Source organism: Rufibacter ruber (genome assembly GCF_001647275.1).
Lineage (GTDB): Bacteria > Bacteroidota > Bacteroidia > Cytophagales > Hymenobacteraceae > Nibribacter > Nibribacter ruber_C.
Genome location: NZ_LRMM01000007.1, coordinates 106,149 through 132,271, shown reverse-complemented (window position 1 = coordinate 132,271; position 26,123 = coordinate 106,149). Strand labels below are relative to the sequence as shown.

Sequence of the window (26,123 nt, the reverse complement as noted above, 5' to 3'; positions counted from 1 at the left end):
GTTTCCTGGCTTTGTTTAACAGAACAGCAAAAAACAGAAAATGTGGCTCCATGCAGTTGATTTGCCCGCTAACGACTAACAAACAACACCATGCAAATAGAAAAATATAAGATAGACGAATTCAACCACACCCAACAGGCCAGCCATAACCGCAAGTTTGAGTTCATCGCCGAAGGCATAGCCCAGGTAGAAGAGGTGCTGCAGAAGCTGGTGGATTTCCAGATTGCCATTCCGTCCTGGGCGTTGGGTACGGGTGCCACGCGGTTCGGGCGTTTTGCCGGCGGGGGTGAGCCCAGAACCATTGAGGAAAAGATAGAGGACGTAGGGCTGCTGCACGCCCTGAACCGCTCCAGCGGCGCCATCTCGCTGCATATTCCCTGGGATATTCCGCAGGATTACAAAGCCATCAAAACCCTGGCCGCGCAACACGGGCTCACGTTTGACGCCGTCAACTCCAACACGTTCCAGGACCAGCCAGGGCAGCCGCTGAGCTATAAGTTCGGGTCTATGCAGCACGTAGACAAGGCGGTGCGGCAGCAGGCCATTGACCACAACCTGGAAGTAATCAGGCACGGGGTGGAGCTGGGCTCTGAGTCTTTGACGGTTTGGCTGGCAGACGGTTCCTGCTTTCCCGGGCAGCTGAACTTTAGAAAAGCGTTCCAGAACACGCTGGAGAGTTTGCAGGAGGTGTACGCCGCCCTGCCGGAAAACTGGAAGATGTACGTGGAGTACAAAGCCTTTGAGCCAAATTTCTACTCCACCACCATTGGCGATTGGGGGCAGTCATTGCTGCTGGCCAATAAGTTGGGGCCCAAGGCATACACGCTGGTAGACCTGGGCCACCACCTGCCCAATGCCAATATTGAGCAGATTGTCTCTTTGCTCTTGATGGAAGGCAAATTGGGCGGTTTCCATTTCAACGACTCCAAGTACGCCGATGACGACCTCACCACCGGCAGCATTAAACCGTACCAGCTGTTCCTGATTTTCAACGAACTGGTAGAGGGCATGGATGCCCGCGGCATGAACCACGCCACTGACTTGGGCTGGATGATTGACCAGGCCCATAACCTGAAAGACCCGCTGGAAGACCTGCTGCAGTCAGTGCAGGCCATCATGATTGCCTACGCCCAGTCCTTAATGGTTGACAGAACTGCCTTGACCGAAGCCCAGCAGCAGAACGATGTGGCCCGCGCCCAGGAAATCCTGCAAGACGCTTTCCGCACAGATGTACGGCCATTGGTGGCAGAGGCGCAGCTACGGGCAGGCGGGGCCGTTAATGCGTTAGAGCTGTACCGCCAGCTAAAAGTGCGCGAGAACCTGATTCAGGAGAGAGGGCTGAAAACCGTTTCAACTGGTTTATAACTTGCCTTACCATGCAAAGGGCAAAAATAACTATACATTTTTGTCATCCTGAAAAGGTCTGGGTGGCGAACGGCAGTAGCGGGTATAGTTGCTTTTCTAGTTTGCCCACAATTTAAGCTGTAAGTACAATGGATAGAAAGGCAGGGCAATCTTTTGTGGCTGTCCTGCCAGGTTTCCCCATAATGAACCTGTTTAAAGTTTTCATTTTAATCTCTGGCGCAAGCATTCGCTTGTGCCAATGGGAATAGTGGGCTTCTGTTTTAGAGCTGTTTTTCAAAAAGTAGCCCAAAAACGTAGGCACAAGCCGGCGCTTGCGCCAGACAAAACCTATAAAATGCAGGAAATGAAAAGCTCTAAGCAGGTTCAACTTAAGTTGTTGGGTAAAACATTCAACAACGGCAGAGTTATTTGATGGGTGGCTCTGGCTATTCTCACTGCTATAATTCCACCTATTCACTCAATCGCTGATTCACAAATTGACCTGATGCAGAAAATACCGGTAATCGCTGTTTTTGATGTAGGCAAGACCAACAAGAAGCTGTTCCTCTTTGACGAGCACTATCAAATGGTGTATGAGCGGTCGGCGCGGTTTACAGAGACGGTAGACGAAGACGGTGACCCGTGTGAGAACCTGGAGAGCCTGCGGCTGTCAGTGTTTGATTCTCTCAGAGAAGTCTTCAAACGACCCGAGTTTGAGGTGAAAGCCATCAACTTCTCTACCTACGGCGCCAGCTTTGTCTACGTAGATGACGAGGGCAAACCCCTCTGCCCGCTGTACAATTACCTGAAGCCCTACCCACCGCAGTTGCTACAGCAGTTTTATGCCACCTATGGCGGCCAGGAACAGCTTTCCAAAGAAACGGCTTCCCCGGTGCTGGGCAGCCTAAACTCGGGCCTGCAGCTTTACCGCCTCAAGCAAGAGAAGCCGGAAGTGTTTAACCAGGTGAAATACGCCCTGCACCTGCCCCAGTACCTGAGCTACCTCCTCTCCGGCGAGTTCTGTTCAGACATTACCAGCATTGGCTGCCACACCCATTTATGGGACTACACCCAAGCCGATTACCATGCGTGGGTGAAACAGGAGGGAATCTTGGGCAAGCTGGCACCCCTGCGGCGGTCAGACGAGGCGTTTCTGGCCTCTTTTTCCGGAAACAGCTACAAAGTAGGGGTGGGGCTGCACGACAGCTCTGCCGCGCTCATTCCGTATCTGGTGAACTTTCACGAGCCTTTTGCCCTGATTTCTACCGGCACCTGGTGCATTACCCTCAACCCGTTTAATGACGCGCCGCTCACTTCTGAGGAGCTGAGGCAAGACTGCCTCTGTTACCTGCAATACAAAGGACGGCCGGTGAAAGCGTCCAGGTTCTTCGGGGGCTATGAACACGAGCAGCAGGTGAAACGCCTTGCAGGCCACTTTGATCAAAATATTGCGGAGTTCAAAGCCGTGAATTATGACCCTGAGGTTCTCCAGCCGCTGCTGCAAGGGCAGGACCTAAGCGCTCTCCTTCGGCCGCCGGCCGAAAACCAGGAGAAACCGACTTTTGCTGAACGGGACTTAACCGCTTTTGCTTCTGCCACAGAAGCCTACCACCAACTCATTCTGGATCTGGTCATTCAACAGGTGCGGTCTACCCAGCTGGTGGTGGAGGGCACCAACGTGAAGCGGATTTTTGTGGACGGGGGCTTTGGCAAGAATTCTATTTACATGCACCTGCTGGCGGCGGCTTTCCCGGAGAAGGAGGTGTACGCGGCCTCCATGGCGCAGGCCACGGCCATTGGAACGGCTTTGGCCGTTCACCCGCACTGGAATTCTAAACCCCTTCCCAATGATATTATTGAACTGAAGTATTACGCGGTAACCCATCAGGAGGCTTAACATGACCGTAGGGCTTTTTATCCCGTGTTACGTAGACCAGTTTTACCCCAAGGCAGCCATTGCCACGCTGGAGCTGCTGGAGAAGGCGGGCGTTCAGGTAGAATTCCCGGCCCGGCAGACCTGCTGCGGCCAACCCATGGCCAATTCTGGCTTTGAGCACCTCACCTCAGGCTGCAACGAGTTATTAGTGGAGAATTTTGCTCAGTATGACTACATCGTGTCGCCTTCTGGTAGTTGCGTGCTGCACGTGAAAGAGCATCTGCATTCTCATAAGCAGGAGGCGCAGGCGCAGAACATCAGGGGCAAGGTGTATGAGCTGGTGGAGTTCCTCACAGATGTACTGAAAGTGGAAAGTCTGAACGCAAGGTTTCCGCACAAAGTAGGGCTGCATCAGAGTTGCCACGGGCAGAGAGGCTTGCGGCTGTCGCAGATGACCGAGCGGGTGGAACCACCTTTCTCCAAGCCCGAACAACTGCTGAACCTGGTGCAGGGCCTGGAACTGATTCCGCTCTCGCGGAAAGATGAGTGCTGTGGTTTTGGCGGTACGTTTTGCGTGACCGAGGAAGCGGTATCTGTGAAAATGGGGAAAGACCGCATAACTGACCACCTGCAGCACGGGGCCGAAGTAATTACCGGCTCAGACATGAGTTGCCTCATGCACCTGGAGGGTATTCTGCGTCGCCAGAAGAGCAACGTCAAGGTCATGCATATTGCTGAAATTTTAAACGCGCAGGAGGCATGATGGGGGCAGGGAAAACAAGAGACCATTCGGCCCTGGCCGATGTTTTTAACCAGGACGAGCCCCGCGTGAACTGGCATGACGAGACGCTGTGGTTTATTAGGCAGAAGCGGGACAAAGCCGCCTTCGCCATTCCGGACTGGGAACTGCTGCGCGAGACGGCCTCACAGATCAAAGCGCACACGCTGTCTCACCTGAGCCAATACCTGCAAGAGTTTGAGAAAAACGCGCAGGCCAATGGCATAACGGTACATTGGGCCGCTGACGCGCAGGAACATAACGAAATAGTATTTTCCATTCTGCAAAAGCACGGCGTAGACCGCATGGTGAAAAGCAAATCTATGCTCACCGAAGAATGCCACCTGAACGACTACCTGGCCCGGCACGGCATTGAGGTAATTGACTCAGACCTGGGCGAACGCATTGTGCAGCTGGCCCAGGAGCCGCCCAGCCATATTGTGTTGCCCTGTATCCATAAAAAGAAAGAGGAGATTGGCGAAATCTTCCATGAGCATTTGGGCACCGAGGCCGGTATGTCTGACCCGCAGGTGTTGACGGAAACCGCCCGCCAGCATTTGCGGGAGACGTTTCTCACCCGCCGGGCCGCCTTAACGGGCGTGAACTTCGCGGTAGCCGAGACGGGCGAGTTTGTGGTCTGTACCAATGAAGGCAACGCCGACATGGGCGCGCACCTGGCAGACGTGCACATTGCCAGCATGGGCATTGAGAAGCTGATTCCCAGGCGGGAGCACCTGGGTGTTTTTCTGCGGTTGCTCACCAGAAGCGCTACCGGCCAACCCATTACAACCTACTCCAGCCATTTCAGGAAGCCACGCCCGGGGCATGAGATGCACGTGGTGCTGGTAGACAACGGGCGCAGCGTGCAACTGGGCCGGGAGGACTTCCGGAATTCGCTCAAATGCATCAGGTGCGGGGCCTGCATGAATACCTGCCCCGTGTACCGGAGAAGCGGCGGGCACAGTTACAAGAGTGCGGTGGCGGGCCCCATTGGCTCTATTCTGGCCCCTAACCTGGACATGAAGAAGCACGCTGATTTACCTTTCGCGTCTACTCTGTGCGGTTCCTGCACCAATGTGTGCCCGGTGAAGATTGACATCCATGACCAGCTGTACAAATGGCGGCAGGTGGTGGTGCAGGAAGGCCATGTTGACGCGAAGAAGGCAGCGGGCATGAAAGCCATGGCCGCCGTTTTGTCGTCACCTGCTACTTTCAAGTTGGCGGGCAAGGCAGGGCGCCTGTTTATGAGAAGAGTGCCCTTGCTGGTGAATAACTCGTTCAATCCCTGGTACAAACAACGCGAGATGCCCCAACCGCCCAATGAATCCTTCAGGGAATGGTACCGCAAAAACCGGAAGCAGCATGACCAGTAGAGAAAAAATTTTGCGGGCGGTGGCCCAGAACCAACCCGCTTTGCTGCCTTTGCCAGAGGTGCCTCCGTTCCAGCAGGATACATCTGAATTGTCGGGAAGATTCACGGAAGTGGCCGTAGCCATTGGAGCAAGGGTCTTCCGCGTGATGGACTATGGAGAGGTGGCCCAGGTGCTAAGGCAGAACTTTCTGCCTAGCCATAGAATCATTTCGGCAATTCCTGAGCTGGCCGGCTTTGCAGAGGCCACTCCCCTGCAAGATGCCCACCGTCACCAGCTGGCTACTGTAGACTTGGCAGTGGCTGCGGCGCATTTTGGGGTGGCAGAGAACGGGGCGGTGTGGCTTACCGAGGAGCAGATGGGAGTGCGGGTGCTGCCGTTTATAACGCAGCATCTGGCGGTAGTGCTGCCCGTCAAGCAGATTCTTCCGCTTATGCCAGACGCTTACGCCAGAATTGGCCAAGCAGCGTACGGCTATGGGGTGTTCATGGCCGGTCCGTCTAAAACCGCAGACATTGAGCAGTCATTGGTGCTGGGGGCGCATGGTCCCAGAACCATGACGGTGTTTCTGATAGACTAAGGGAAGGAGGCAGCCTATCTAAGCACTATGGAGTTGGCCAGTCCGGTGTCCAGCGCAGGCATTTGCCTCTGCCTGCGTTTTAGGCCTACTTTCTGGAAAACAGGCCAAAAACAGAGTCGCACTCCCTGAAAGGCACTGGCAGGCGCTTGCACCAGAATTGAAAAATAAAACAATGAATAAGGTTTCTTTGGGAAAACAGGTTAGAGATAAGAAGGTGAATTGTTCAAGTTATCATTCAGTGTATATGCATATAAGAGTTCTTCTGCTGATTCTGTACGTAGTTGGCAGTTCCAGGCTTCACGCGCAAACTAAGTCTGCAGAAACCGGGCTTTTCAAAGACGGCGACAAAGTCAATTTCATTGGCAACAGTATTACGCACGGCGGCGAGTTCCACACCAATATTCTGCTGTTTTACGCCACCCGTTTTCCGGAGAGAAACATCACTTTCTACAACTCCGGTATTTGGGGTGACAATGCCAGTGACATGCTGCGGCGGTTAGACACTGATATTTTGACCAATGATGCTGATTGGTCAATCATCATGGCCGGCATGAATGATGTGAACCGCGCCCTGTACGCACCCGCCCGCCGCGCAGAGCCTAACCTGGAGGCAGAGAAGCAGCGGCATCTGAATAACTATAGAAACAACCTGGAGGCACTCATTCAGCGGCTGCAAAAAACAGATACCCGCATCCTTCTGCAGAAGCCGTCTATCTATGACCAAACCGGCGACCTTCCGGCAGAAAACCAGCTGGGCGTGAATGACGCCCTACAGAAATGTACGGTCATAATTGATGAGCTGGCGAAGAAATACGGGGTACAAACGGTTGACTACTTTACCCTTATGCAGCAGGTGAACCGACAACTGCAGGCCGCTGACCCAACGGCTACAGTGGTGAGCAATGACCGCATCCATCCCGGGGCGCTGGGAAGTTTTGTTATGGCCTACCAGTTCCTGAAAGAAACGGGCGCCCCAGCATTGGTGTCCCGCCTCCACCTTAAAAAAGGAAAGGTGGAGGAGGAGCAGAATTGTACGGTCCAGGAAGTGCGGCAAGCAAAAGGACGTCTCAGTTTTGCCATACAGGAAAGAAGTTTGCCTTTTGCAGTTGCCGCCGAGGCAGAGGCAGCCTTGGCCCTGGTTCCCTTTACCCAGGAAATGAACCAGGAGGTGCTGCAGGTAACCAGGCTCAAAAAGGGAACTTACACGTTGCTTATTGACAGCACCCGGGTAGGGGTCTTTACCTCGGCAGAATTAGCCAAAGGAGTTAACCTGGCATTGCAGCAAAATACCCCCCAATACCAGCAGGCATTGCGCGTGAGGCAGTTGGCGGAGCAGCGGCGGTTGGTGCAGAAACAGTTACGTGATATACGGCTGGTGGAGGTGAGGTACCTGCCTGCAAACCTCTGGGCCCAGGACATGCCTGCCCTGGAGCGAGCCATGGACGCTATTCTGCAAGATTTACAGGCTAAAAAAGATGCCCGCTACCTAGGTATCAGGAACTACTTTGAGAGCTATAGGAAAAACAAGCCCCGGGAGGGGCAGCTTGAAAAGGAGGCTGCCCAGCTCATGGTGGACATCAGGCGGGAGAGTCAACCGGTTTTGCGCACCTACCAATTAGAAAAGAAATCAAGGTAGTTTATTCTAAAATCTGGTAGGTTAGGAACCGTGAGGTTCAGCTTTCCTGAGTTAGAGCCATTTGCTGTAAGAGTTTCCCGGGCTCCTGTTTTAGGGCTGTTTTTAAGAAAACAGCCCTAAAACAGGAGTTTTATTTTCGGTCACACCCTCATGCATGTCCCCGTGACCTGACAAAGAATTTGCCCAGATCACAGGTGCGCCTTACTTTGCTGGGAGGAATATCTGTCTGGGTTAACTCTCTCATGTATACAGTCTTTAGATGCTTAGGGCATGTTTGAATTTGCCGTTTGCGCTCTAATACGGTAGCAATAGAATTGGAATCTGCCATTTTCTTTCCCCCTGGTGGTGCTTAGCCTCACTAAGATGACGTGGCCTAAACCTCATTCCCATTTTTCGCCAGCTAAACTTTATTGTTCCAGGCTGTTGAACACTTTGTATCTACCTCCTTCAGAGCCTTGGCACCAGGAAGTTTCTTGTAGGAAGGAATATGATGCTCTCAAATATTTGGCAGGTCAGAATACTATAAGAGCATGTTCAAATTTGCCTTTTGCGCTGCAAACGGGTATCAAAAGAACCTGACTTCGCGGTTGACTCGCACCATAGCGGGGCGTATGCTGCTCAAAAAACGCTTCGCCAGAACCTTTCGCTCCCCGTTTTCGCTTGCAAAATCATAATTTAAACAAGCTCTAAACGAAGATTCTTTTATCTGAAAGAACCTTTAGGAACATTGGGAGCAGTAGAAAGTAGTGAAAGAGACGTTATTTCCTTCCCCTACTTTTATTCCTCCAAAACCCAGATACAAAGAAAGGAGAGGTTCTCAGTCTGGTTTTTTAGAGAAAGCTCTTAAAGTTTTTGAAACGTTTCCAGATCCACCCTTTCTGTTCCTCGCCCATAAGTCTTCTTGTGTGTGCGGACGTTTTAGGGCTACTTTCAGGAAAACAGCTCCAAAACAGAGAATCCTATTACCCAAAGACCCAGAAAGAAACTTCTGTCAGAAATAAGATGAAATCTTTTGATCAGGCATCTTTTTAGTAAGACCAGGATTAGACGTTGTACAGGTATAAAAGTTAAGCCTTTGACACCATACCCATTCTTAGGTTATGTAAAGGGTTTGATGATTGTCTCCTTTACTTTCTTACTGCCTTTCTAATGTGAGAATGATACTTTAAACCCTCTTGGCTTAAGAAAAGGCAGGTTATGAGCGTTTCTGCTGCTGCGGAGGCTGGAGATCAGGTTTTGTATATGGTTAAAATGCAATTTTGTACGGGTTCTGAAAGGGTGGTTTAGTTCTTAATATCCTGTATCTAAAGAAGCAGCGGGGATTCATGGTTTTGAGAATTTGGTAAAAAAACTATTATACAGAATGCTGTAGACTCATATCTGGGAGTGGTTTCATGTCTACTTGGCTAGGATTATCCTGTTGTGAAAATAGCAAATAGGGTTGGGGAGTTGGTATAAGTGATTAGAGGTTGTTAATTAACTGCGGCTTATTTCAAAACTATTTTAAGAAGCCGTGCCACTTTTTTCTTCTTGTGAAGTGACTCAGAATAGGAGATTCGGGCGGTAATAGTCAGATTTGTCTGAGAAAATGTTAAAAAAGTACTTGTCTTAGTTTAAGGTATAAGCTAAGTTTGTAATGTTTAATTCTTAGTGCGTTAGGGGTGTTTGGATAGATTGAGCATTGGGAAAATTATAGAAATATAAACACCTGCATTCGTTAGAATTGCTTCTGGTTTTTCTATTCTCCACAACTTGATCTAGGTTTCTTTTACTTTTTCTTATTGAAGCCTTTCTAAGGAGAGGTGACGTGTCAAAATATTTTAGTATGCAATTTATCAGAATTCTCCTTGTTTTTTTCTCTGCTGTGTCATTTGTAGGGTGTACCAGTACTTCAACGGTGGGTAAGTTAGTGGGGCCTTCTGAGGTGGCTTCAAAAAAATTAAAGGATAAGTCGTTTCCCTTCGGGTTGAACCAGGCGGGTGGGGACTTTGGGCAGAATATGCCCGGGGTTATTAATGTAGACTATGGGTACCCCACCGAGAAGCAACTGGATTATATGAAATCAAAAGGGTTAACGATGGTACGGTTTCCCTTTAAATGGGAAAGGATCCAAAGGGAATTAGGAGGTCCTTTAGATCAGGTGGAGCTGAAACGGATGAAAACCTTTGTAGATGCTGCCCGCGATAGGGATATGTGGATTATCCTGGATATGCACAACTACTGCCGCCGGAAAATCAATGGCACCACCTATATAATAGGTGAGACGCCTGAGGTGTCTGTAGAGGCGGTAGCAGATGCCTGGGGGAAACTAGCCACTGAGTTTAAAGGCTATTCAAATATCTGGGGATACGGAGTTATGAATGAGCCGCATGACATGTTGCCCTCCACCCCATGGTTTACCATTGCCCAAGCCTGTATCAACAGCATTAGAAAGGCAGATCCTGAAACGGCTATCCTGATAGGTGGTGACAGTTGGAGTTCTGCCGAGCGCTGGATGGAGTTTAGTGATAATCTGAAAGACCTGAAAGACCCTGCAGACAACCTGGTGTATGAGGTGCATGTCTATTTTGACAATGACGCCTCAGGAAGTTATAAAATGTCTTATGAAGAGGAACTGGCCTCGCCTACCACTGGTATTACCCGGTTCGCACCGTTCTTGAAATGGTTAAAAGACAATAATAAGAGAGGCTTTGTCGGGGAATATGGGGTGCCAGATGACGACCCCCGTTGGTTAGTGACCCTTGACGTGTTCTTGAAACATTTACAGGAGAACTGCATCAATGGCACTTATTGGGCTGCCGGGCCCAGATGGGGGAAATACAGACTGGCGGTGGAGCCTAGAAACGGCGAGGAAAGACCGCAGATGCAGATCCTTGAAAAATATAAAATAGCTAATACAAACTGTAAATAACCTGCAACCACTGCAGTTTTTTATCAGATGCATGAGCGGTAGGTATAGCCTCACTTTTGTGGCTGCACTCCCTTCTATGCTGGCTGGTTTTAATGGTATAGTAACTTCTAACGCTTTATGTATGAAAAACAATTTACTGAGTAGGGTGAGTTATCTCTTAATGCTTCTATTGGTTCTCCTCTCTGTTTCAGAACTCTTTGCGCAAGGGCTGAACGTAAGAGGCCGGATCACTGATGAAAAAGGGGAAGGGCTTCCTGGCGTCACTGTCATGGTAAAAGGGACAACCAACGGTGCGTCAACGGGTGTTGACGGTACTTTCTCCTTTACAGTTCCTAACCGGGAAGGTACTTTGGTTATTTCCTTTATTGGCTACAAGCCCAGGGAAATGGCAATTCCCGCCTCTGGCGAAGTGAATGTGGCCTTGCAGACAGATGCGAAGCTCCTGCAGGAGGTGGAGATTGGTTATGGTACCGCCACACGGCAGGAACTGACAGGTTCTGTGGGTATGGCCAACATGCAGGATATTTATAAAGCGCCCGTGAAATCAGTAGATGAGGCCCTTGCAGGCAGGGTGGCCGGCGTATTGGTTTCTGCCAATGACGGGCAGCCAGGCTCAAATCAGAATATTGTCATCAGAGGGGTGGGGTCTATTACAGGAAGCTCAGCGCCCTTATATGTGATTGACGGTTTCCCCATGGAGGAGTCTTACAGCAACTCGTTGAGCCCTAATGATATTGAGTCAATTGATATTTTGAAAGACGCCTCGGCAACGGCTATTTATGGTGCCAGGGGAGCCAACGGTGTCATATTGATCACTACCAAACGTGGTAAAAAGGGTGCCCCTGTGGTTACCTATAACGCCTACTACGGATTCTCTGAAAACCCCAAATCTCTTAAGCTGCTAAATGCTTATGAATATGTAAAATACCAGTCTGAGCTAAATGCTGAGTTTGCTGAGAAGGCTTTTTTTGTAGAGGGACGTGATTTAGAGTCTTACCGCAATGCCCCTACTATTGACTTGCAGGATCAGATCTACCAACGGTCTCCAGTGCAGAACCATGAGATATCGGTAAGGGGGGGGAATGATAATACCATTTACTCAATTTCAGGCAACATCATTGATCAGGATGGGATCATTGTTAATTCCAGTTTTAGACGTTACCAGGGGAGAATTACGCTTGATCAGAAATTAGGTAAGAAGATTAAAGTAGGCGTTGACCTCAACTATAGTAATGAGAAGACAAACGGGACTATCGCCACTGATGCCAACACCACGCGGTTAATGTACAGCAACCTCAGTCTTCTTTTCTCAGTTTGGGGGCACCGGCCAGTGAACAGACCTAATGAAACGGCGGGAGACCAGTTGTTTGACCCAACCTTGCCTGAGTCTGATTTCAGGGTGAATCCAGTAGTCTCTGCCAAAAACGACTTTTTGCAGGTATTGGTGAATAACTTCAGGGCCAATGCCTATGTAGAGTACACCATTATTCCAAGCCTTACATTGCGTATTGCAGGTGGCGCCACCAATATCATGATGGAAAGACAAGGCTTCTTCAACTCCAGCACCGCCCGCGGTAACTTTAGACGGGATGAAAAGCTGAACGGGTATATCTACCACCGGCCAGTGACCAACTGGAATAACACCAATACCTTAACGTACCGCAAAACCTTTAAAACGGACCATGCGGTTACAGCGGTAGTAGGAACTGTGATCCAAAAGCAGGAAGATGGCAACTATGGTTTCCAGGCTATACAGGCATTGAACGAGCAGACCGGAGTAGATGGTTTAGATGAGGCGGAAGCAAATTTTGGAACCTCTGGTTCTTCCCGTTGGAGTATGGCTTCGTTCCTGGGTCGGGTAAACTACAGCTATAAAAACAGATACATTGTAACCGGGACCCTTCGGTATGATGGCTCCTCCAAGTTTGCCCCCGGAAACCGTTGGGGTGTTTTCCCATCGGTTGGCCTTGCCTGGCGAGTGATTGAAGAAAACTTTATGAAAAACATCAGCTTACTCTCAGATGCTAAAGTGAGGGCGAGCTATGGCGCCACTGGAAACAACCGTGTTTCAGATTTTGCCTATATGTCTACGCTGGTGGTACCCAGAACAAGCGGGTATTCATTTAACAACAGTTCACCCACCAGAGGGGCTATTCTTGAAAGCTATGGGAACCCAAATCTTAAATGGGAAACCACTGTGCAATCTAACATAGGCGTAGACCTGGCATTCTTCAACCACCGGGTAGACATGGTAGTTGATTTCTACAGAAAAACAACCAAAGATGTATTGCTCAATGCCAACTTGCCTTACACTACAGGTCTGGTGAACACCAGCGAGCAGGCCACTGCCTTCAAAAATATTGGTAAGGTGCAGAATGACGGTCTGGAGTTCACCATCAATACCATCAATCTCCGGAAGAACACCTTTGAGTGGAGCACCAATTTTAACATCAGCTTCAATAAGAATAAAGTGCTGGGGCTGAATGAAGGACAAACCTCGTTGTTGCAAACCGTACGGTTTGATCAGGATTTTGCCAACACACCCGCCTATATTGCTACCCTTGGGCAACCCATTGGGCAGATGTACGGGTTGATCTGGGATGGTGTTTACCAGCTGGAAGATTTTGATGTGTCAACAAACGGCGCATATGTGTTAAAGTCAACGGTGCCTAACAACTCCCAGCCCAGACAGAACATACAACCTGGAGATATCAAGTATAAAGACATCAATGGGGACCTTGTGGTGAATGAACTTGATTTCGCGGTGATTGGCAGAGGTATTCCGTTGCACACAGGTGGGTTCTCCAATAACATTACTTATAAAGGGTTTGACCTGAATGTATTCTTTCAGTGGTCTTACGGAAATGACATCATCAATGCCAACAGGCTGTTCTTTGAGGGCAATGCCAAACGGATGGTGGGCTTAAACCAATACGCTGAAGTTGCAGAACGTTGGACCCCCGAAAACCCTAGCAACACTTACTTCCGCACCGGAGGGAAAAGGGACCTGTATTACTCCAGTAGAGAAGTGGAAGATGGATCGTTCCTGCGCTTAAAAACTGTTTCATTGGGGTACAACTTTAGTGAAGCCCTTCTTCACAGAATCAAATTGAAGACGCTGAGGGTGTATGCTTCCGCTCAAAACATTTACACATGGACCAACTATTCAGGTTCTAACCCAGACGTATCTACCCGTCACTCTGCTTTAACCCCAGGGTTTGATTTTTCAGCTTATCCGTTGGCAAGGACCGTTACATTTGGTCTGACCACCAGCTTCTAAGACAACATACATGGATATGAAAATAAGACATTACATAGCAGCTTTTTTGATAAGCGTGGGCTCTTCTTCCTGTGAGGACTTCCTGAGCACAGAACCCACCAACTTTGTTGCCCCTACCTATAATACAATAGCTGAACTGGAAACCGGTCTTACTGGGGTCTATGACGTGCTGGGCAGCAGAATGTTTTACGGTGATAACTGGCCCTTCTTCCTGAATGTAGGCACAGACCTGGGCTATTCCAGATACGGTAGCCAGGATATTACCGCCTACGTGATTACCCCCGGTGACAGGTATGTCACTGAATTCTGGAAAACATTATACCAGGGTATATTTAGGGCAAACCTGGTGTTGGCAAGGGTAGATAACCCCAGCCTGGACGAAACCCGCCGGAATGAAATAAAGGGTCAGGCGCTGTTCTTGCGCGCCTACTACTACTTTATGTTGGTAAGTAACTTTGGAGATGTGCCTTTGTTGCAAACAGATAAACCCAGCATAGACAATGTAAACGTGCCCCGTACCCCCAGCCGTGAAATATATGCCATGATTGTGAAAGACATGGAAGCGGCAGAGCAACTGGTGATAGACGCTTCCAAGCTTGCCGGAGGCGGGAGAGTGTCAAAGTCTGCGGTACAGGGAATTTTGGCCCGCGTGCATCTCACAATGGCGGGTGCCCCTCTGCGTATAGAATCCAGCTACGCAGAAGCTTTAAAGTGGGCGAAGAAAGTGAAAGACCAAAATTTTCACCAGCTTAACCCAGACTATTCTCAGGTGTTCATCAATTACGCCCAAAACAAGTATGATATCAAGGAAAGCATTTGGGAGGTAGAATTCTATGGCCGTTTGTCTGAAAACAGTGCAGAGTTCAATTATTTCATTGGGCAACGTGCGGGTTTATACTCAGAAAATGAGGCATTGGGCTTTAGTGGCGGGGCCATTAGGGCAACCAAATACCTATGGGACCTGTATGCGCTGGACCCCAACAGCACTACAACCCCGCCTACACCCCCCGCTACTGTTCCGGTGCCGCAAAAATCTCTGGATTTACGCCGGGACTGGACTATTGCGCCTTATATAATTTCGGCGGCCGGTGTGAAAGTACAAGACAATGATGTATGGCGTAAAACCATGGGTAAATGGCGCCGGGAGTATGAAGCTTCGGGCAAGGACCGTACCGTGTCAGACCAGAACTTCCCAATTTTGCGGTACTCTGATGTTCTTTTGATGCTGGCTGAGGCAGAGAATGCGGTGAACGGTCCTACCAGTGTGGCCTATGAGGCAATCAATGAAGTGAGAAGAAGGGCATATGGGCTTTATTTACCAGTACCGCCTAATCCGGGGGTAAACGCAGACTTAACCCCTAATCTGAATCCAGATGAGTTTTTCCAGGCCATTAAAGAGGAAAGAGCCCGGGAGCTGGCCTTTGAGGCGTTAAGGAGGCCTGACCTCATACGGTGGGGTATCTTATATGAGCGGTTAAAGGAGTACAGGGCCTGGGCAATGATACAACCGGGGTATGCGGCGGGTTTGGTGTTGGCTCCCACCAACGTAGCCCCTAACCATGTATTATTGCCCATACCTACGGCAGACCTTTCTCTGAATAAAGCCTTAACGCAAAATCCTGGATATTAACTCTAAATGACCATGAAAAAGATCCTAATTCTACTGTTGGGGGCTTTTGCCTTCACGTCATGTACTACAGACTTAGAAGTTGATGCCCCCTCGTTTGATGTTAAAGCAGATAATGCAGAGTTAACGTATGATGTAGGAGATACAGTTAAATTCTCCTTCTCCGGACAAGCCCACTACATCACGTTCTACTCTGGCGTGGCCGGCTCAGATTATGATTACAGAAACCGCACAGAGATAACAGGAGGTAAACCGCAGTTCCGGTTTACAAGCCAGTACGGAGGCGGGGGAACGCAGATCAATCCCTTAAAAATTATGGTGACCACAGATCTGCAAGGGTATACGAAAGAGGGGGTGGCAGCTACCCAATGGACAGATATCACCAGTAGGGCCACCATTGCAACAAATGCCACACTCATTGCATCAGGTATCATAGATCTTTCAGACATTGCATTGCCAGGCAAACCCATCTATATCGCGTATAAATTTCAGTCTGTGAAAGACCCGGACCGTGCCGCGGGAACCATGATTGTGCACAATTTCGTAGCCGAAACGTTAACGCCAGATGGTTCAGCCATACCAGTAGCAACACTTCTCACGGCAGGTTGGAGGCCAGTAAACGTTTTAAATGATGCCACTAATTGGACCACCAGAAGCACCCTGGCTCAACCAGATTTATTGTTGGCGGCTGGAGGTAAAAATGCAGAGCCTAGTGAAGACTGGTATATATCTAACCCGTTGTACTTTACCAAAGTGCCACCAGATACAGGCTTGCCTATTCAGAGTATTGGAACCAATGCCTTGACTACTTATGGGCATGTATATAATAAGGCTGGAACGTATAAGGTCACTTTTCTAGCCTCAAATGTGACAGTAGACGAGCAAAAGTCTGTTGTAAAACAACTTACTATAACGGTGAAGTAATAGTTTTGGATGACCACTTCTTTATCTGGCTAGCCGAAGGGAAGGTGCATCTGAGGGGTTATTCTTTATTCGTGTGATATTGGGGAAGGAGATCTCCCGGCAGAATGCTTATTTTGGAATAACAGAAGAAAGTCAACGTCAATTTTATTGTTTTGAAAAAAGCCAACTGGATTATCCTCTTTCTGGTATTCATTGCCACCGGTCTTAATTTTTTAGACAGGCAGGTGCTGTCCATTACCATTATCAAGATACAGAAGGAATTCAACCTCTCAGATGTGCAGTATGGGATGATCAACACCAGTTTCCTGATCAGCTACGCGCTTATGTTTACCGTGGGCGGCCGTCTTACAGATAAGTGGGGTGGGAAAATAGGGTTGGCGCTGTCAGTAGGGGTTTGGTCTGTGGCCAGTGGTTTACACGGGTTAATGACTTCCTTCTACCACTTGGTTGCATTTAGGTTTTTGCTGGGGCTGGGGGAGGGCGGTTGCTTTCCAGCCGCGGCCAAAACGGTGAATGAGCTGTTTGCCAAGAAAGACCGGGCCTTTGCCAATGGCATTGCCATAGGAGGGTCTGCGTTAGGGGCGGTACTGGCACCGCCACTCACCATCCTGATCTCCAATGAATACGGGTGGCGTTGGGCCTTCATCATTCCCGGGATAATAGGAGTGGTATGGGTGCTGGCATGGGTCAGTATGCCCTGGAAGCGCAAGCAGGAGGCCAAAGAAGCAGCTGTGCCCCAGGCGGTGAGTAGTAAGCCATCCTTCTGGAGTGTGCTCACCAACCCCAAAGCACTGGTGTTTATTGCCATCCGGTTTTTATTAGACCCTGTCTTTTACTTCATCATGTTCTGGATTCCCAAATACCTCAATGAGGAGCGCGGGGTGTCTTTTGATGAAGTAGGAAAACTGCTGTGGATTCCTTTCCTGGCCCTGGGGCTTTCCAACATGTTGGGCGGCTGGATCTCAGACCGTCTGGTGAGAAGCAACTGGGGCGTTAACAAAGCCCGCAAAATGGTTATGGGAGTTGCCGCCGCGTTAACGGTTTCAGCTATGATGGTAGAGAGCGTGTCTACCGTGCATATGGCTATCTTTCTGATGTCTGTGCTCCTGTTTGCCCATGGCTTCTGGATCACCAACTACATTACCGCCATCTCAGATGTATTTGGGGATATGGCCACTTCTACCGTGGTGGGCTTGTCTGGAACGGCCGGTGCCATTGCCGGTATCATCATTAACCCGCTTATAGGGATAGTGGTGCAGAAATATTCCTATGACCCGCTGTGGATCGTCTGCGGACTTATGTACCCTCTGGCTTTTGTCCTGTTGATGCTCTGTATCCCGCGCATTGAGCCATTGCTCCTGAAACAGAAACAACCTAAGCCAGACGCCAGGGCAGTTGCCTAAGGATCACCTATCCTATAAGTTTTCTCATGATATTTTAAATAAACTAGGCAGAAGCTTGTTAAATTTTTTAACTTAGTGCGTTAGGATATACCATTTATATTAAACTAGAAACACAATGACTCAGATCGTGGAAGAAGCATTGAACGGAGAACTGGTTGCTACCGCAGCAAAAGGAGCGCAAATACATACAAGAAAGAGAACAGTGCCAAGAATTGGGGTTTTTGGGGTTGGGTACAAGAAGTACTGGAGCCAGTTTGAAGGCCTGTATGACCAGATGCTGGAAAAGCAGGAGGTGCTTCTGAAACTTGTGGAGAAAAACGAGGTGGAAGTGCTGGACTTTGGCATGGTAGATGACGTGACCGGTGCCTATGAACTACTGCCTAAACTAAAAGGCGCCAACCTGGACCTGGTGTTCTGTGACATGCTCACTTACGCCACATCCAGCACCTTTGGCGTCATCATCAAAAGCCTGGATGTGCCCATGGTATTAGTGGCGCTGCAGCCAGACAAGGCTTTGAACTATGAGAAAGCCTCTACCCACCAGCAGCTGTACAATGATGATATCTGTTCTCTGCCTGAGTTTACCGGGGTAGCGGTACGCATGGGCAAGCGGGTGCCAGATGTCATCATCGGCACCTTGCATGATGACCCGGCCGCTGAAGCCGAGATAGCCGAGTACTGTAACATAGCCCGCGTGCTGCATGACCTCAAAACCGCCCGTATTGGCCACATTGGCCACCCTATTGAGGCTATGCTGGACATGCACTCAGACGCCACCATGCTCACCGCCCACTTCGGGCTGCACATTGTGCAGTGTGAGGCGCATGAGATCGTCAGCAAAGTGCAGGAGGTGGGGTTTCAGGAGCTGGAAGATGAGAAAAGCCGCATCTTAGATTTCTTTGATACGCCAGACCCCGTTTCTGACCCCATTTCTGAAAAGCTGCGCGATACTGATCTGGAGGTGGCCGCCAAGGTTTCTGTGGCCCTGGAGAAGTTTGTAGAGGAGAAGCAATTGACCGGTCTGGCCTACTACTATGAAGGCAGCCCTAACAGCGAGACCCAGCAAGTCATGACCAACCTGATTGTGGGCAACTCCCTGCTGACCGGTGCGGGCTTCCCTATGTGCGGCGAGTCTGACCTGAAGTGCTGCATTGCCATGCTCATCATGGAACGTCTGGGCATTGGCGGGAGCTTCGCTGAATTCCACCCGGTTGATTTCAAGGAGAATTTCATTCTGGTAGGGCATGACGGACCGCACAACGTGACCATTGCCCAGGGCAAACCGGTGTTGCGGAGCCTCAAGAAATACCACGGCAAACCGGGCTTTGGGGCAGGGGTGGAGTTCAAGATACAGGAAGGGCCTATCACCATGCTCAGCATTACCTCAACCTATGAGGGGAAATTCAAATTTGTCATCGCCGAGGGCGAATCTGTAGAAGGCCCTATCCCGCCCACCGGGAACACCAACACCCGTGGCTATTTCAAGCCAGATGTGAGAACCTTCCTGAAGAAATGGGTGAAAGAAGGGCCTACCCACCACTTTGCCCTGGGGATTGGCCACCACGCCCAGACCATTAAGAAGATTGGCGACTATCTGGGAATAGAAGCGGTGATTGTAGAATAAGTAGTTTTTTAGTGATTAGGTTGTCTGTTGTCTGTTGTCTGTTGTTTTCGGCCTGTTTTTACAAAAACAGGTCGAAAACACAATCTAGGTTGTCATCTTGTTTTCTGTCTTCACAGACAAGCTTTTGGGTTAACCTGGCGACTGGCAGACAGTAAGCTGTGGTAGCCCATCTATAAGTAACAATTTTCTGTTTTGGGGCTGTTTTTCTGAAAACAGCCCCAAAACAGAAATGCAGAAAAGCCTTGGCCAGTGCAAGTGTTTAGTGGTTATTTTACCTGCCGTAAGGGCGGCAAGTGGCATGAAACACTCTTAGTAAACCAGTAGCGAATGAATCTTAAAAGTAACCTGTTCCTTTCTGTCTTAGTCCCGGTCATCTTTGGTTGTGCGGGCCGTACCTCAACGCCCGCGGCGGCCCCAACTACTGCCGCCGCTACCGCTGAAGTAGCGCCCTTGCCCCTGGAAGATGCCAATCTGAAGGGCAAGCGTTTCCATAATATCACCCTAGAAGCCTCCCTCAAACCTTTCAAAGAGAACAGCCCGGCGGCCATCAGAAGAGCTGCCGCTGAGATGTTCACCCAATGGCATTCCCTGCTTCGGCACGCTGATACCGTCTCTGTGATGCTCTGGACCTCAGATGGGTCTGAGATTCTGGATTACAGCGGAGACTTGGGCCAGAGCCTGGAATGGTCAAAGTACATTGGGAACCCCAACACAGAACATGCAGTGAATTCCGGTCCTAAAGAGCTGTCGCTGCATGAGCGGGCGTACCTGTACCTGGAGAATCCGCCGCAGTACACCTACAAGGACCTTAAGTTCATCATTCAGACGCTCAAGGAGATGGGCAAGGCCATTACGGGCAAACCCATCAGAATTGGCGCCACCTTTGACCGGGCCCGGAGTTTGCCAAGTCTGAGTTCAAATACAAGAAACACCCCGAGATTCTGGAAGGCAGCGCCATGGGCGAAAAATCATTTGTGTTCAGCTACGCCACCCTCAACGCAGACAAAACCCCGTACGCGGGCTTCCCGAACGGTATTCCGGACAACACCCCTTTCGGGACGTTTTTCGGGCGGCAGAGCCAGCACTTTTTAAAGGACCTGGGCTATGACTATATCTGGTTCAGCAACGGGTTCGGCTTTGGTATGGAACCCTGGGCCTCTACCGGGGTCATTTTCACCGGCAAAGGATTCAATGAGGAGAAGCTGGCCGAAACCAAGGAGAAGATCATCAATTTCTGGAGCCTTTTCAGAAATGAGTGCCCTGAGTTCAGGATTGAAACCCGCGGCACCAACCTCTCTACCGGTATTGACCTGGCCAAGGACGGGGTGGACCTGCAAGCCATCTATGGGGGCGGGTTCAACATTCTGCCGCCCCCCAATTCGCCGTGGGCGGCCTTAGATGGGGATTTTGGGCTGGAGATGATTGGCTACATGTCCCGCATGGCGCAACTGCCAGATGACCGCTATATTTTCAGGTACTACACCCATGACCCGTGGTGGCTCAACAGCCCCTGGCTGGACCGCTACGGCCGCGAGCCGCATGACATCTACCTGCCCATGGCCGTGGCCAGAATCAATGAGAAAGGGGAGATGCACCTGCCTACCCACCTCAATTTCCTGACCATTGATGACTCCTTCGGGAACATGCCCACGCAGGTGCCAGATGAGGTGACGCCGCATATCCTGAAAGCCCGTTATGACAGCCCCACCTCGCCGGGGCCGGTGGTGTGGGTGTATCCGTTTGAGGAGTACCATGACTGGGCAAAGAACCAGCCCCAGCGTTTACCAGAAATCTACTACGGTGACTGGTTTATCCGGCAGGCCATCAACAACGGCTTCCCACTGAACACGGTCATCTCTACTAAATACCTGGCGCCTGCGGTGAAAAACAAGCCGGGGCTGTTCAAGGAATCTACTTTGTTGGCCATAGTGCCGGAGGCTGGTTCTGAGTATGAGAAAGCCTTGATCAGCCACGTGAAAAACGGCGGAAAATTGATTGTCTTCGGCCCCGCCGATTATATCAGCCCTGCCTTTGCAGAGCTGCTGAATCTGCAAAATGCCAGCCCCATTGATGGCGAGCTGCAGATTGTGAACCACTACATGCCAGATCAGGTGGAGACAGGTTTCCCAAAGAAGATCAGACACCAGGCGCTGTTTTCGGGCGGCGGCTTGCGCACCAAGGTGAAGAATACCAAAGACGCCCATACCACAGTGCAGGTAACCATGAAGCAGGGGCAGCAAACCCGTGATGCGGTCTGGACCAGAGCCCTCCCAGATTGGAAAGGCGGCAAAGTGGCTTATGTACGCGGCACCAACTCCAGCCACTTTGAGGGAGGCCGTCTGCTCAAGCCAGATGATGCAAATGAGTATTTCATTGGGCCGGCGTACCTGCGCTATGTGCTGAAGGAGTTTGGCATGGAGTACAGCGTAGACAAGTATGCGCCCACGGTCAAAAACCCAGTGTTAACCATTGCCAGAAATGATAACGGGTTCCAGTTCTCCGGCTACGTGCCCAATACCTCTGTGCAGCACCGTTTCAAGTTTCCGCAGGGCGCCCCGGTGTTGCTGGGTTATGATACCCGTCTCCGGAACGGCTACGCCATCTACTCGTTGCCCACCGCTTTCCACCGCGAGGTGCGGGTGTTTGTGGAGCAGCAAGACGGCATTGTGTCCTGCAAGGAGATGCACTCCGGGGAGCTGGGCATTAGCAGAAGATTGGCCATCAGTGGCCTCAAAAATGCCACCGTACGGGTGTACCCCACTGAGGAGACCACAGATGAGAGCATCCACTTTTATTTAAACACCACCTACCCCTGGAAGGAAGGGAAACTGGGCTTTGAAAAGGGAGACCCGGCCCTGGGGAAACATTACGTGGTGAAGAATGTGACGGGAGACGTGGTAGTATCTTGGTAAAGGCGTAGGAACATGAAAATGAAACAAACTTTTTTGCTTCTGTTGGCTGTGTTCATGGGTTTGGCCTCACAGTGCCAAACCGTGAAGAAAACTACTGCGGCCTCTGTAAGGGTGCCAGCCGGGGTGGCTCACCCTAACACGTATCTGGCTGATCTCATGCAGGAGCTCACGGTGAAATGGCCGAACAACCGCACCATTAACCTGGTGTTTCATGGGCACTCGGTGCCGGCGGGATATTGGGCCAACTCTGAGGTGCATACGCTGGAGTCATACCCGTACCTGCTGCTGGGCAAAGTGAAAGAGGCGTACCCGCACGCCGTGGTGAATGTGATCACGACGGCCATTGGCGGGGAATACTCAGAGAAGGGTGCCCCCAGACTGGCCACAGAAGTATTGCCGCACAGGCCAGATGTGCTGTTTATTGACTACGCCTTGAATGACCAGGGTATAGGGCTGGAGAGAGCCAGGGCTGCCTGGGAGAAGATGATTGAAGAAGCGTTGCGGAATAACCTCAAAGTGGTGCTGGTAACGCCGTCTCCTGACAAACGCCAGAACATCACTGATCCCAATGACCAATTATCTAAACACGCCCAGCAGGTGCGCGAACTGGCTGCCAAATACCACGTGGGGCTGGCAGACCCTTACGCCGAGTTTGTAAAGTTGGCCAGGGAGAGAGGCAGCGTGGAGCAGTACATGTCACACGTGAACCACCCCAACAAAAAAGGCCATGACCTGATTGCCACAGAGCTGGCCAAGTGGCTGGTGAAGAAATAGAAGATAACCCATTGACCCCATGAGATAAAAATACAACCCTGGCAGAAGACTGTCCGGCTCCTCTAGCACTTACCTGGAGGAACAGGAACGAGGCCTATTCTTGAATGAAAAAGGGGGATTTATAGCTTACCCATTTTAGGAACTACCGCTGTTTTTGGCTTGATTTTCAGAAAACAGGCCAAAAACAGAAAGCCATAAGGATACAGATTGACACCTTGTGTTCCCAGAGTACAGCGCTGTAAAGCTTTCATTCTTTAAGTGATTAGTTAACCTCTAACCCCATGTACTATGACAAGAATATTCCCCCTTATTCTCCTAGTATTCGGCCTCTACCTATCAGCAGCCGCCCAAACCATCACCCACGCCTGGGACTTTAATAGCTCAGTGGTCAACAACCAGGTAGACGGTTGGAACATTGTGAATTTTACCAACGCCAACACGGCCAACGGTATTCTGAGCCTGACGGGCAGCGCCCGGTTCAACCACATCAGGTACAATGTGCCTTCTGGGGTCACCATTAACCCCTCGCAAAGCAAAACGGCTATCATTCGGCTCAAGAACGAGACGTCAGAAACGGTAGGCCGCCTCTATTTCTGGGGCAGCCAAGCCAGTGCGGTTTTTATTGATTTTGACATAACCCCCAATGATTCCCAGTTCAGGGAGTACAAAATAGACCTGAGCCGTGACACCGCCTGGACCGGTACCATCAGCGCCATCAGGTTTGATGTGCCTACCACCTTGCAAACGGCTTATTACGGCCAACAGGTGAAGGTAGACTATGTAAAGCTGAGTACTGAAGTGTTGCCTCCGCCCGCACCGTTGCCTAAACCCACCATGCCCGCCCGGGAGCCTGCTCCGTTTGGCATCAACCTGGCCGGGGCTGGCTTTGGTGAAAAGCAGAATATGCCGGGCGTGTACATGCAGCACTATGAGTACCCCACCAAGGCCGAGCTGGATTACTGGAAGGCGAAAGGCTTGAACCTGGTGCGGTTTTCCTTTGTTTGGGAACGCATTCAGAAAAGTTTGAACGGGCCGCTGGATAACTTTGAGCTGACCCAGATGAAACGGTTTGTAGACGAAGCCCGGGCCCGCGGCATGTGGGTGCTGCTTGACTTCCACAACTACGGCAGGCGGGTGATCAACGGCAATGAAGTCATTCTTGGGGCCTCTGGTTTGCCGGTGGCTACGGTGACAGATGTCTGGCGAAAACTGGCTTTGGTGTTCAAAGACTATGACAACATCTGGGGCTACGGCATCATGAATGAACCACATGACATGCTGCCCACCCACCCGTGGTTTGAAATTGCACAAGATCTTATAGAGGAGATCAGGGACGTAGATACCCATACCCCCATTGTGGTGGGCGGCGACCGGTGGAGCTCCGGTTATCACTGGCCCAGTTACAGTGATAACTTGAAGAACCTCTATGATCCATCTAATAAGCTCATCTTTGAGGCGCACCAGTACTTTGACGCCAACTTTTCGGGCCTCTATGCCAACAGCTATGATGCTGACCAGGTAACCCCCACCACCGGCGTTGACCGCATTGCCCCCTTTGTCAACTGGCTCAAACAGAACAACCTGAAAGGCTTTGTGGGGGAATACAGTATTCCAGATGACGCTGCAGATCTTAGCCGTTGGCGCGTCACCCTTGACAACATGCTGGCTTACATGAAAGCCAACGGCGTGAACGGCACCTATTGGGCGGCGGGACCCCGGTGGGGAGCCAACCGAATGGCTGTAGAGCCTTTGGGTGGAGTAGACAGGCCCCAGATGACCGTGCTGCAGAACTATTTAACAGCAGATGTAGTGCCTACCGGCAGCCCTACCAACCAGACCCACGTCTGGGATTTTAACGGTTCCCTCACCAACGGACTGGTAGATAATTGGTCTTTTGTGCAGTACGGGAGCGTAAGCGCCGCCAACGGCATTCTTTCGTTGACGGTGTCCCAGACCTACAACCACATGAAGCATCAGCCCACGGCTGCCAATGCCATCAACCCGGCGGTAAGCAAGTATGCGGTGATCAGGCTGAAGAATGAGACCCCAGACACCAAAGCGCGGTTCTACTGGCGGGGAGCTGACCTGGCGGCCCACTTTGTGGAATTCACCATCACGGCCAATGATACCCAGTTCAAAGAGTATGTGGTGAACCTGACCCAGAACACCAATTGGAGCGGGCAGAGCACCATTAAGGAGATTAGGTTTGATCTGCCCAGCCCTTCCAGTGCCAGCGCCATAGGTAAAATAGTGCGGGTAGACCAGGTAAAGCTTCTTTCGGCCGTAGCCCCGGCCCCGCAGCCTTTGACCTGGAATTTTGATGCCCCGGTTACCAATAATATGGTAGAGAACTGGGTAATTGTGAACTACACCAATGCCAGTACCGCTAACGGGATTTTGAACCTCATTGCCCCGGTGACTTATAACCACATCAAGTTAGATGTGCCTGCAGCATCTCCCATTGACCCGGCTGTCTATCAATATGCCACCATCAAGTTAAAAAACGGCACCGCCGAAACCAAAGCCCGTTTCTACTGGAGAGGCCCAGACCTGGCGGCACATTATGCTGAGTTCACCATTACTGCCAATGACGCCACTTTTAAAGAATATACCGTTGATTTAAGCCAAATAGCTGCCTGGGCAGGTCAGGGCACCATTAAGCAGATCAGGTTTGACGTGCCCACCCCCGTACAGGCGGCCTCGTGGGGAGCCCCGGTGGCCATTGATTTTATCTCTCTGGCGGCTACGGCGTCTCCCATGCAAACCCTAAATGTCTCCAGCGTCTCACAGCTCCTGGTGGCAGAAGGCGGTCTTCTAAAAGATCAACGTCAATGGCAGGTAGTGAGCGCTAAAGATGGTGTGTTTCAGGTCATGGCAACGGTGCCCCAGGAAGAGAGGGGACAACTGTTTATCTCTGACCTGAGCGGTAGAAAACTGTATTCCAAACTGCACACCCTTCCCAAAGGCACAACAGTTCTGGAGGCAAAAGTTAAGCGAATGGCAGCTGGTATTTATGTGGTGACTTGGTACAACGGCAGGGAAAAGATCACCCAGAAAGTGAAAGTCAACTGACCTCTGAATATT

Annotated in this window: 15 protein-coding genes; all 15 read left to right on the top strand. The window is 50.5% G+C overall.

Annotation, left to right across the window (positions count from 1 at the left end; all coding sequences use genetic code 11):
- Positions 1-90 precede the first annotated feature (90 nt).
- The 15 genes from A8O25_RS04845 (at position 91) to A8O25_RS04775 (ending at position 26,111) form a co-directional block, all read left to right on the top strand.
- Positions 91-1,365: a sugar isomerase gene (locus tag A8O25_RS04845; RefSeq protein WP_066831614.1), complete on the top strand. Its 1,275-nt coding sequence runs from the start codon at positions 91-93 to the stop codon at positions 1,363-1,365.
- 484 nt (positions 1,366-1,849) lie between these two features.
- On the top strand, positions 1,850-3,241 hold the full coding sequence (locus A8O25_RS04840) for an FGGY-family carbohydrate kinase (protein ID WP_066831610.1): 1,392 nt from the start codon (positions 1,850-1,852) through the stop codon (positions 3,239-3,241).
- A gap of 1 nt (position 3,242) precedes the next feature.
- Positions 3,243-3,983, top strand: coding sequence for a (Fe-S)-binding protein (locus A8O25_RS04835; RefSeq protein ID WP_066831606.1), 741 nt, complete (start codon positions 3,243-3,245; stop codon positions 3,981-3,983).
- Complete coding sequence (locus A8O25_RS04830; protein ID WP_206598646.1) at positions 3,980-5,371, top strand: lactate utilization protein B; 1,392 nt, start codon at positions 3,980-3,982, stop codon at positions 5,369-5,371. The genes A8O25_RS04835 and A8O25_RS04830 overlap by 4 nt, the downstream gene beginning before the upstream one ends.
- The gene (locus A8O25_RS04825; protein WP_066831603.1) at positions 5,361-5,948 is read left to right on the top strand and encodes a LutC/YkgG family protein; all 588 of its coding nucleotides are present in this window, start codon (positions 5,361-5,363) and stop codon (positions 5,946-5,948) included. Before A8O25_RS04830 ends, A8O25_RS04825 begins: the two co-directional genes overlap by 11 nt.
- 244 nt (positions 5,949-6,192) lie before the next feature.
- Entirely contained in the window at positions 6,193-7,584 is a 1,392-nt protein-coding gene (locus A8O25_RS04820; RefSeq protein ID WP_066831601.1) for an SGNH/GDSL hydrolase family protein, read from the top strand.
- A gap of 1,825 nt (positions 7,585-9,409) precedes the next feature.
- Positions 9,410-10,495 (top strand): glycoside hydrolase family 5 protein, encoded by a 1,086-nt coding sequence (locus A8O25_RS04815; RefSeq protein WP_066831599.1) that lies wholly within the window; start codon positions 9,410-9,412, stop codon positions 10,493-10,495.
- 121 nt (positions 10,496-10,616) lie between these two features.
- Positions 10,617-13,775 carry a SusC/RagA family TonB-linked outer membrane protein gene (locus tag A8O25_RS04810; RefSeq protein WP_193788615.1) on the top strand — a complete coding sequence of 1,053 codons (3,159 nt, stop codon included), beginning with the start codon at positions 10,617-10,619 and terminating at the stop codon, positions 13,773-13,775.
- Between the two features lie 16 nt (positions 13,776-13,791).
- Positions 13,792-15,405, top strand: coding sequence for a RagB/SusD family nutrient uptake outer membrane protein (locus A8O25_RS04805; RefSeq protein ID WP_066831597.1), 1,614 nt, complete (start codon positions 13,792-13,794; stop codon positions 15,403-15,405).
- A 12-nt stretch (positions 15,406-15,417) separates the two neighbouring features.
- Positions 15,418-16,326: a DUF5017 domain-containing protein gene (locus A8O25_RS04800; protein WP_161947694.1), complete on the top strand. Its 909-nt coding sequence runs from the start codon at positions 15,418-15,420 to the stop codon at positions 16,324-16,326.
- Positions 16,327-16,478: 152 nt separating this feature from the next.
- Complete coding sequence (locus tag A8O25_RS04795) at positions 16,479-17,729, top strand: MFS transporter (protein ID WP_066831592.1); 1,251 nt, start codon at positions 16,479-16,481, stop codon at positions 17,727-17,729.
- Positions 17,730-17,931: 202 nt separating this feature from the next.
- Positions 17,932-19,353, top strand: coding sequence for an arabinose isomerase (locus A8O25_RS04790; RefSeq protein WP_377047807.1), 1,422 nt, complete (start codon positions 17,932-17,934; stop codon positions 19,351-19,353).
- 956 nt (positions 19,354-20,309) lie between these two features.
- Entirely contained in the window at positions 20,310-22,265 is a 1,956-nt protein-coding gene (locus A8O25_RS04785) for a hypothetical protein (protein ID WP_193788614.1), read from the top strand.
- Positions 22,266-22,346: 81 nt separating this feature from the next.
- On the top strand, positions 22,347-23,039 hold the full coding sequence (locus A8O25_RS04780) for an SGNH/GDSL hydrolase family protein (RefSeq protein ID WP_066831629.1): 693 nt from the start codon (positions 22,347-22,349) through the stop codon (positions 23,037-23,039).
- A 288-nt stretch (positions 23,040-23,327) separates the two neighbouring features.
- Positions 23,328-26,111, top strand: coding sequence for a glycoside hydrolase family 5 protein (locus A8O25_RS04775; protein WP_082893441.1), 2,784 nt, complete (start codon positions 23,328-23,330; stop codon positions 26,109-26,111).
- Positions 26,112-26,123: the final 12 nt, after the last annotated feature.

Excerpts from the sequence above, each read along its gene's own strand:
- A8O25_RS04805 (WP_066831597.1), top strand. The coding sequence starts at position 13,792 with ATGAAAATAAGACATTACATAGCAGCTTTTTTGATAAGCGTGGGCTCT.
- A8O25_RS04835 (WP_066831606.1), top strand. The coding sequence starts at position 3,243 with ATGACCGTAGGGCTTTTTATCCCGTGTTACGTAGACCAGTTTTACCCC.
- A8O25_RS04820 (WP_066831601.1), top strand. The coding sequence starts at position 6,193 with ATGCATATAAGAGTTCTTCTGCTGATTCTGTACGTAGTTGGCAGTTCC.
- A8O25_RS04785 (WP_193788614.1), top strand. The coding sequence starts at position 20,310 with ATGGGCGAAAAATCATTTGTGTTCAGCTACGCCACCCTCAACGCAGAC.
- A8O25_RS04825 (WP_066831603.1), top strand. The coding sequence starts at position 5,361 with ATGACCAGTAGAGAAAAAATTTTGCGGGCGGTGGCCCAGAACCAACCC.
- A8O25_RS04840 (WP_066831610.1), top strand. The coding sequence starts at position 1,850 with ATGCAGAAAATACCGGTAATCGCTGTTTTTGATGTAGGCAAGACCAAC.
- A8O25_RS04810 (WP_193788615.1), top strand. The coding sequence starts at position 10,617 with ATGAAAAACAATTTACTGAGTAGGGTGAGTTATCTCTTAATGCTTCTA.
- A8O25_RS04800 (WP_161947694.1), top strand. The coding sequence starts at position 15,418 with ATGAAAAAGATCCTAATTCTACTGTTGGGGGCTTTTGCCTTCACGTCA.
- A8O25_RS04845 (WP_066831614.1), top strand. The coding sequence starts at position 91 with ATGCAAATAGAAAAATATAAGATAGACGAATTCAACCACACCCAACAG.
- A8O25_RS04830 (WP_206598646.1), top strand. The coding sequence starts at position 3,980 with ATGATGGGGGCAGGGAAAACAAGAGACCATTCGGCCCTGGCCGATGTT.
- A8O25_RS04775 (WP_082893441.1), top strand. The coding sequence starts at position 23,328 with ATGACAAGAATATTCCCCCTTATTCTCCTAGTATTCGGCCTCTACCTA.
- A8O25_RS04815 (WP_066831599.1), top strand. The coding sequence starts at position 9,410 with ATGCAATTTATCAGAATTCTCCTTGTTTTTTTCTCTGCTGTGTCATTT.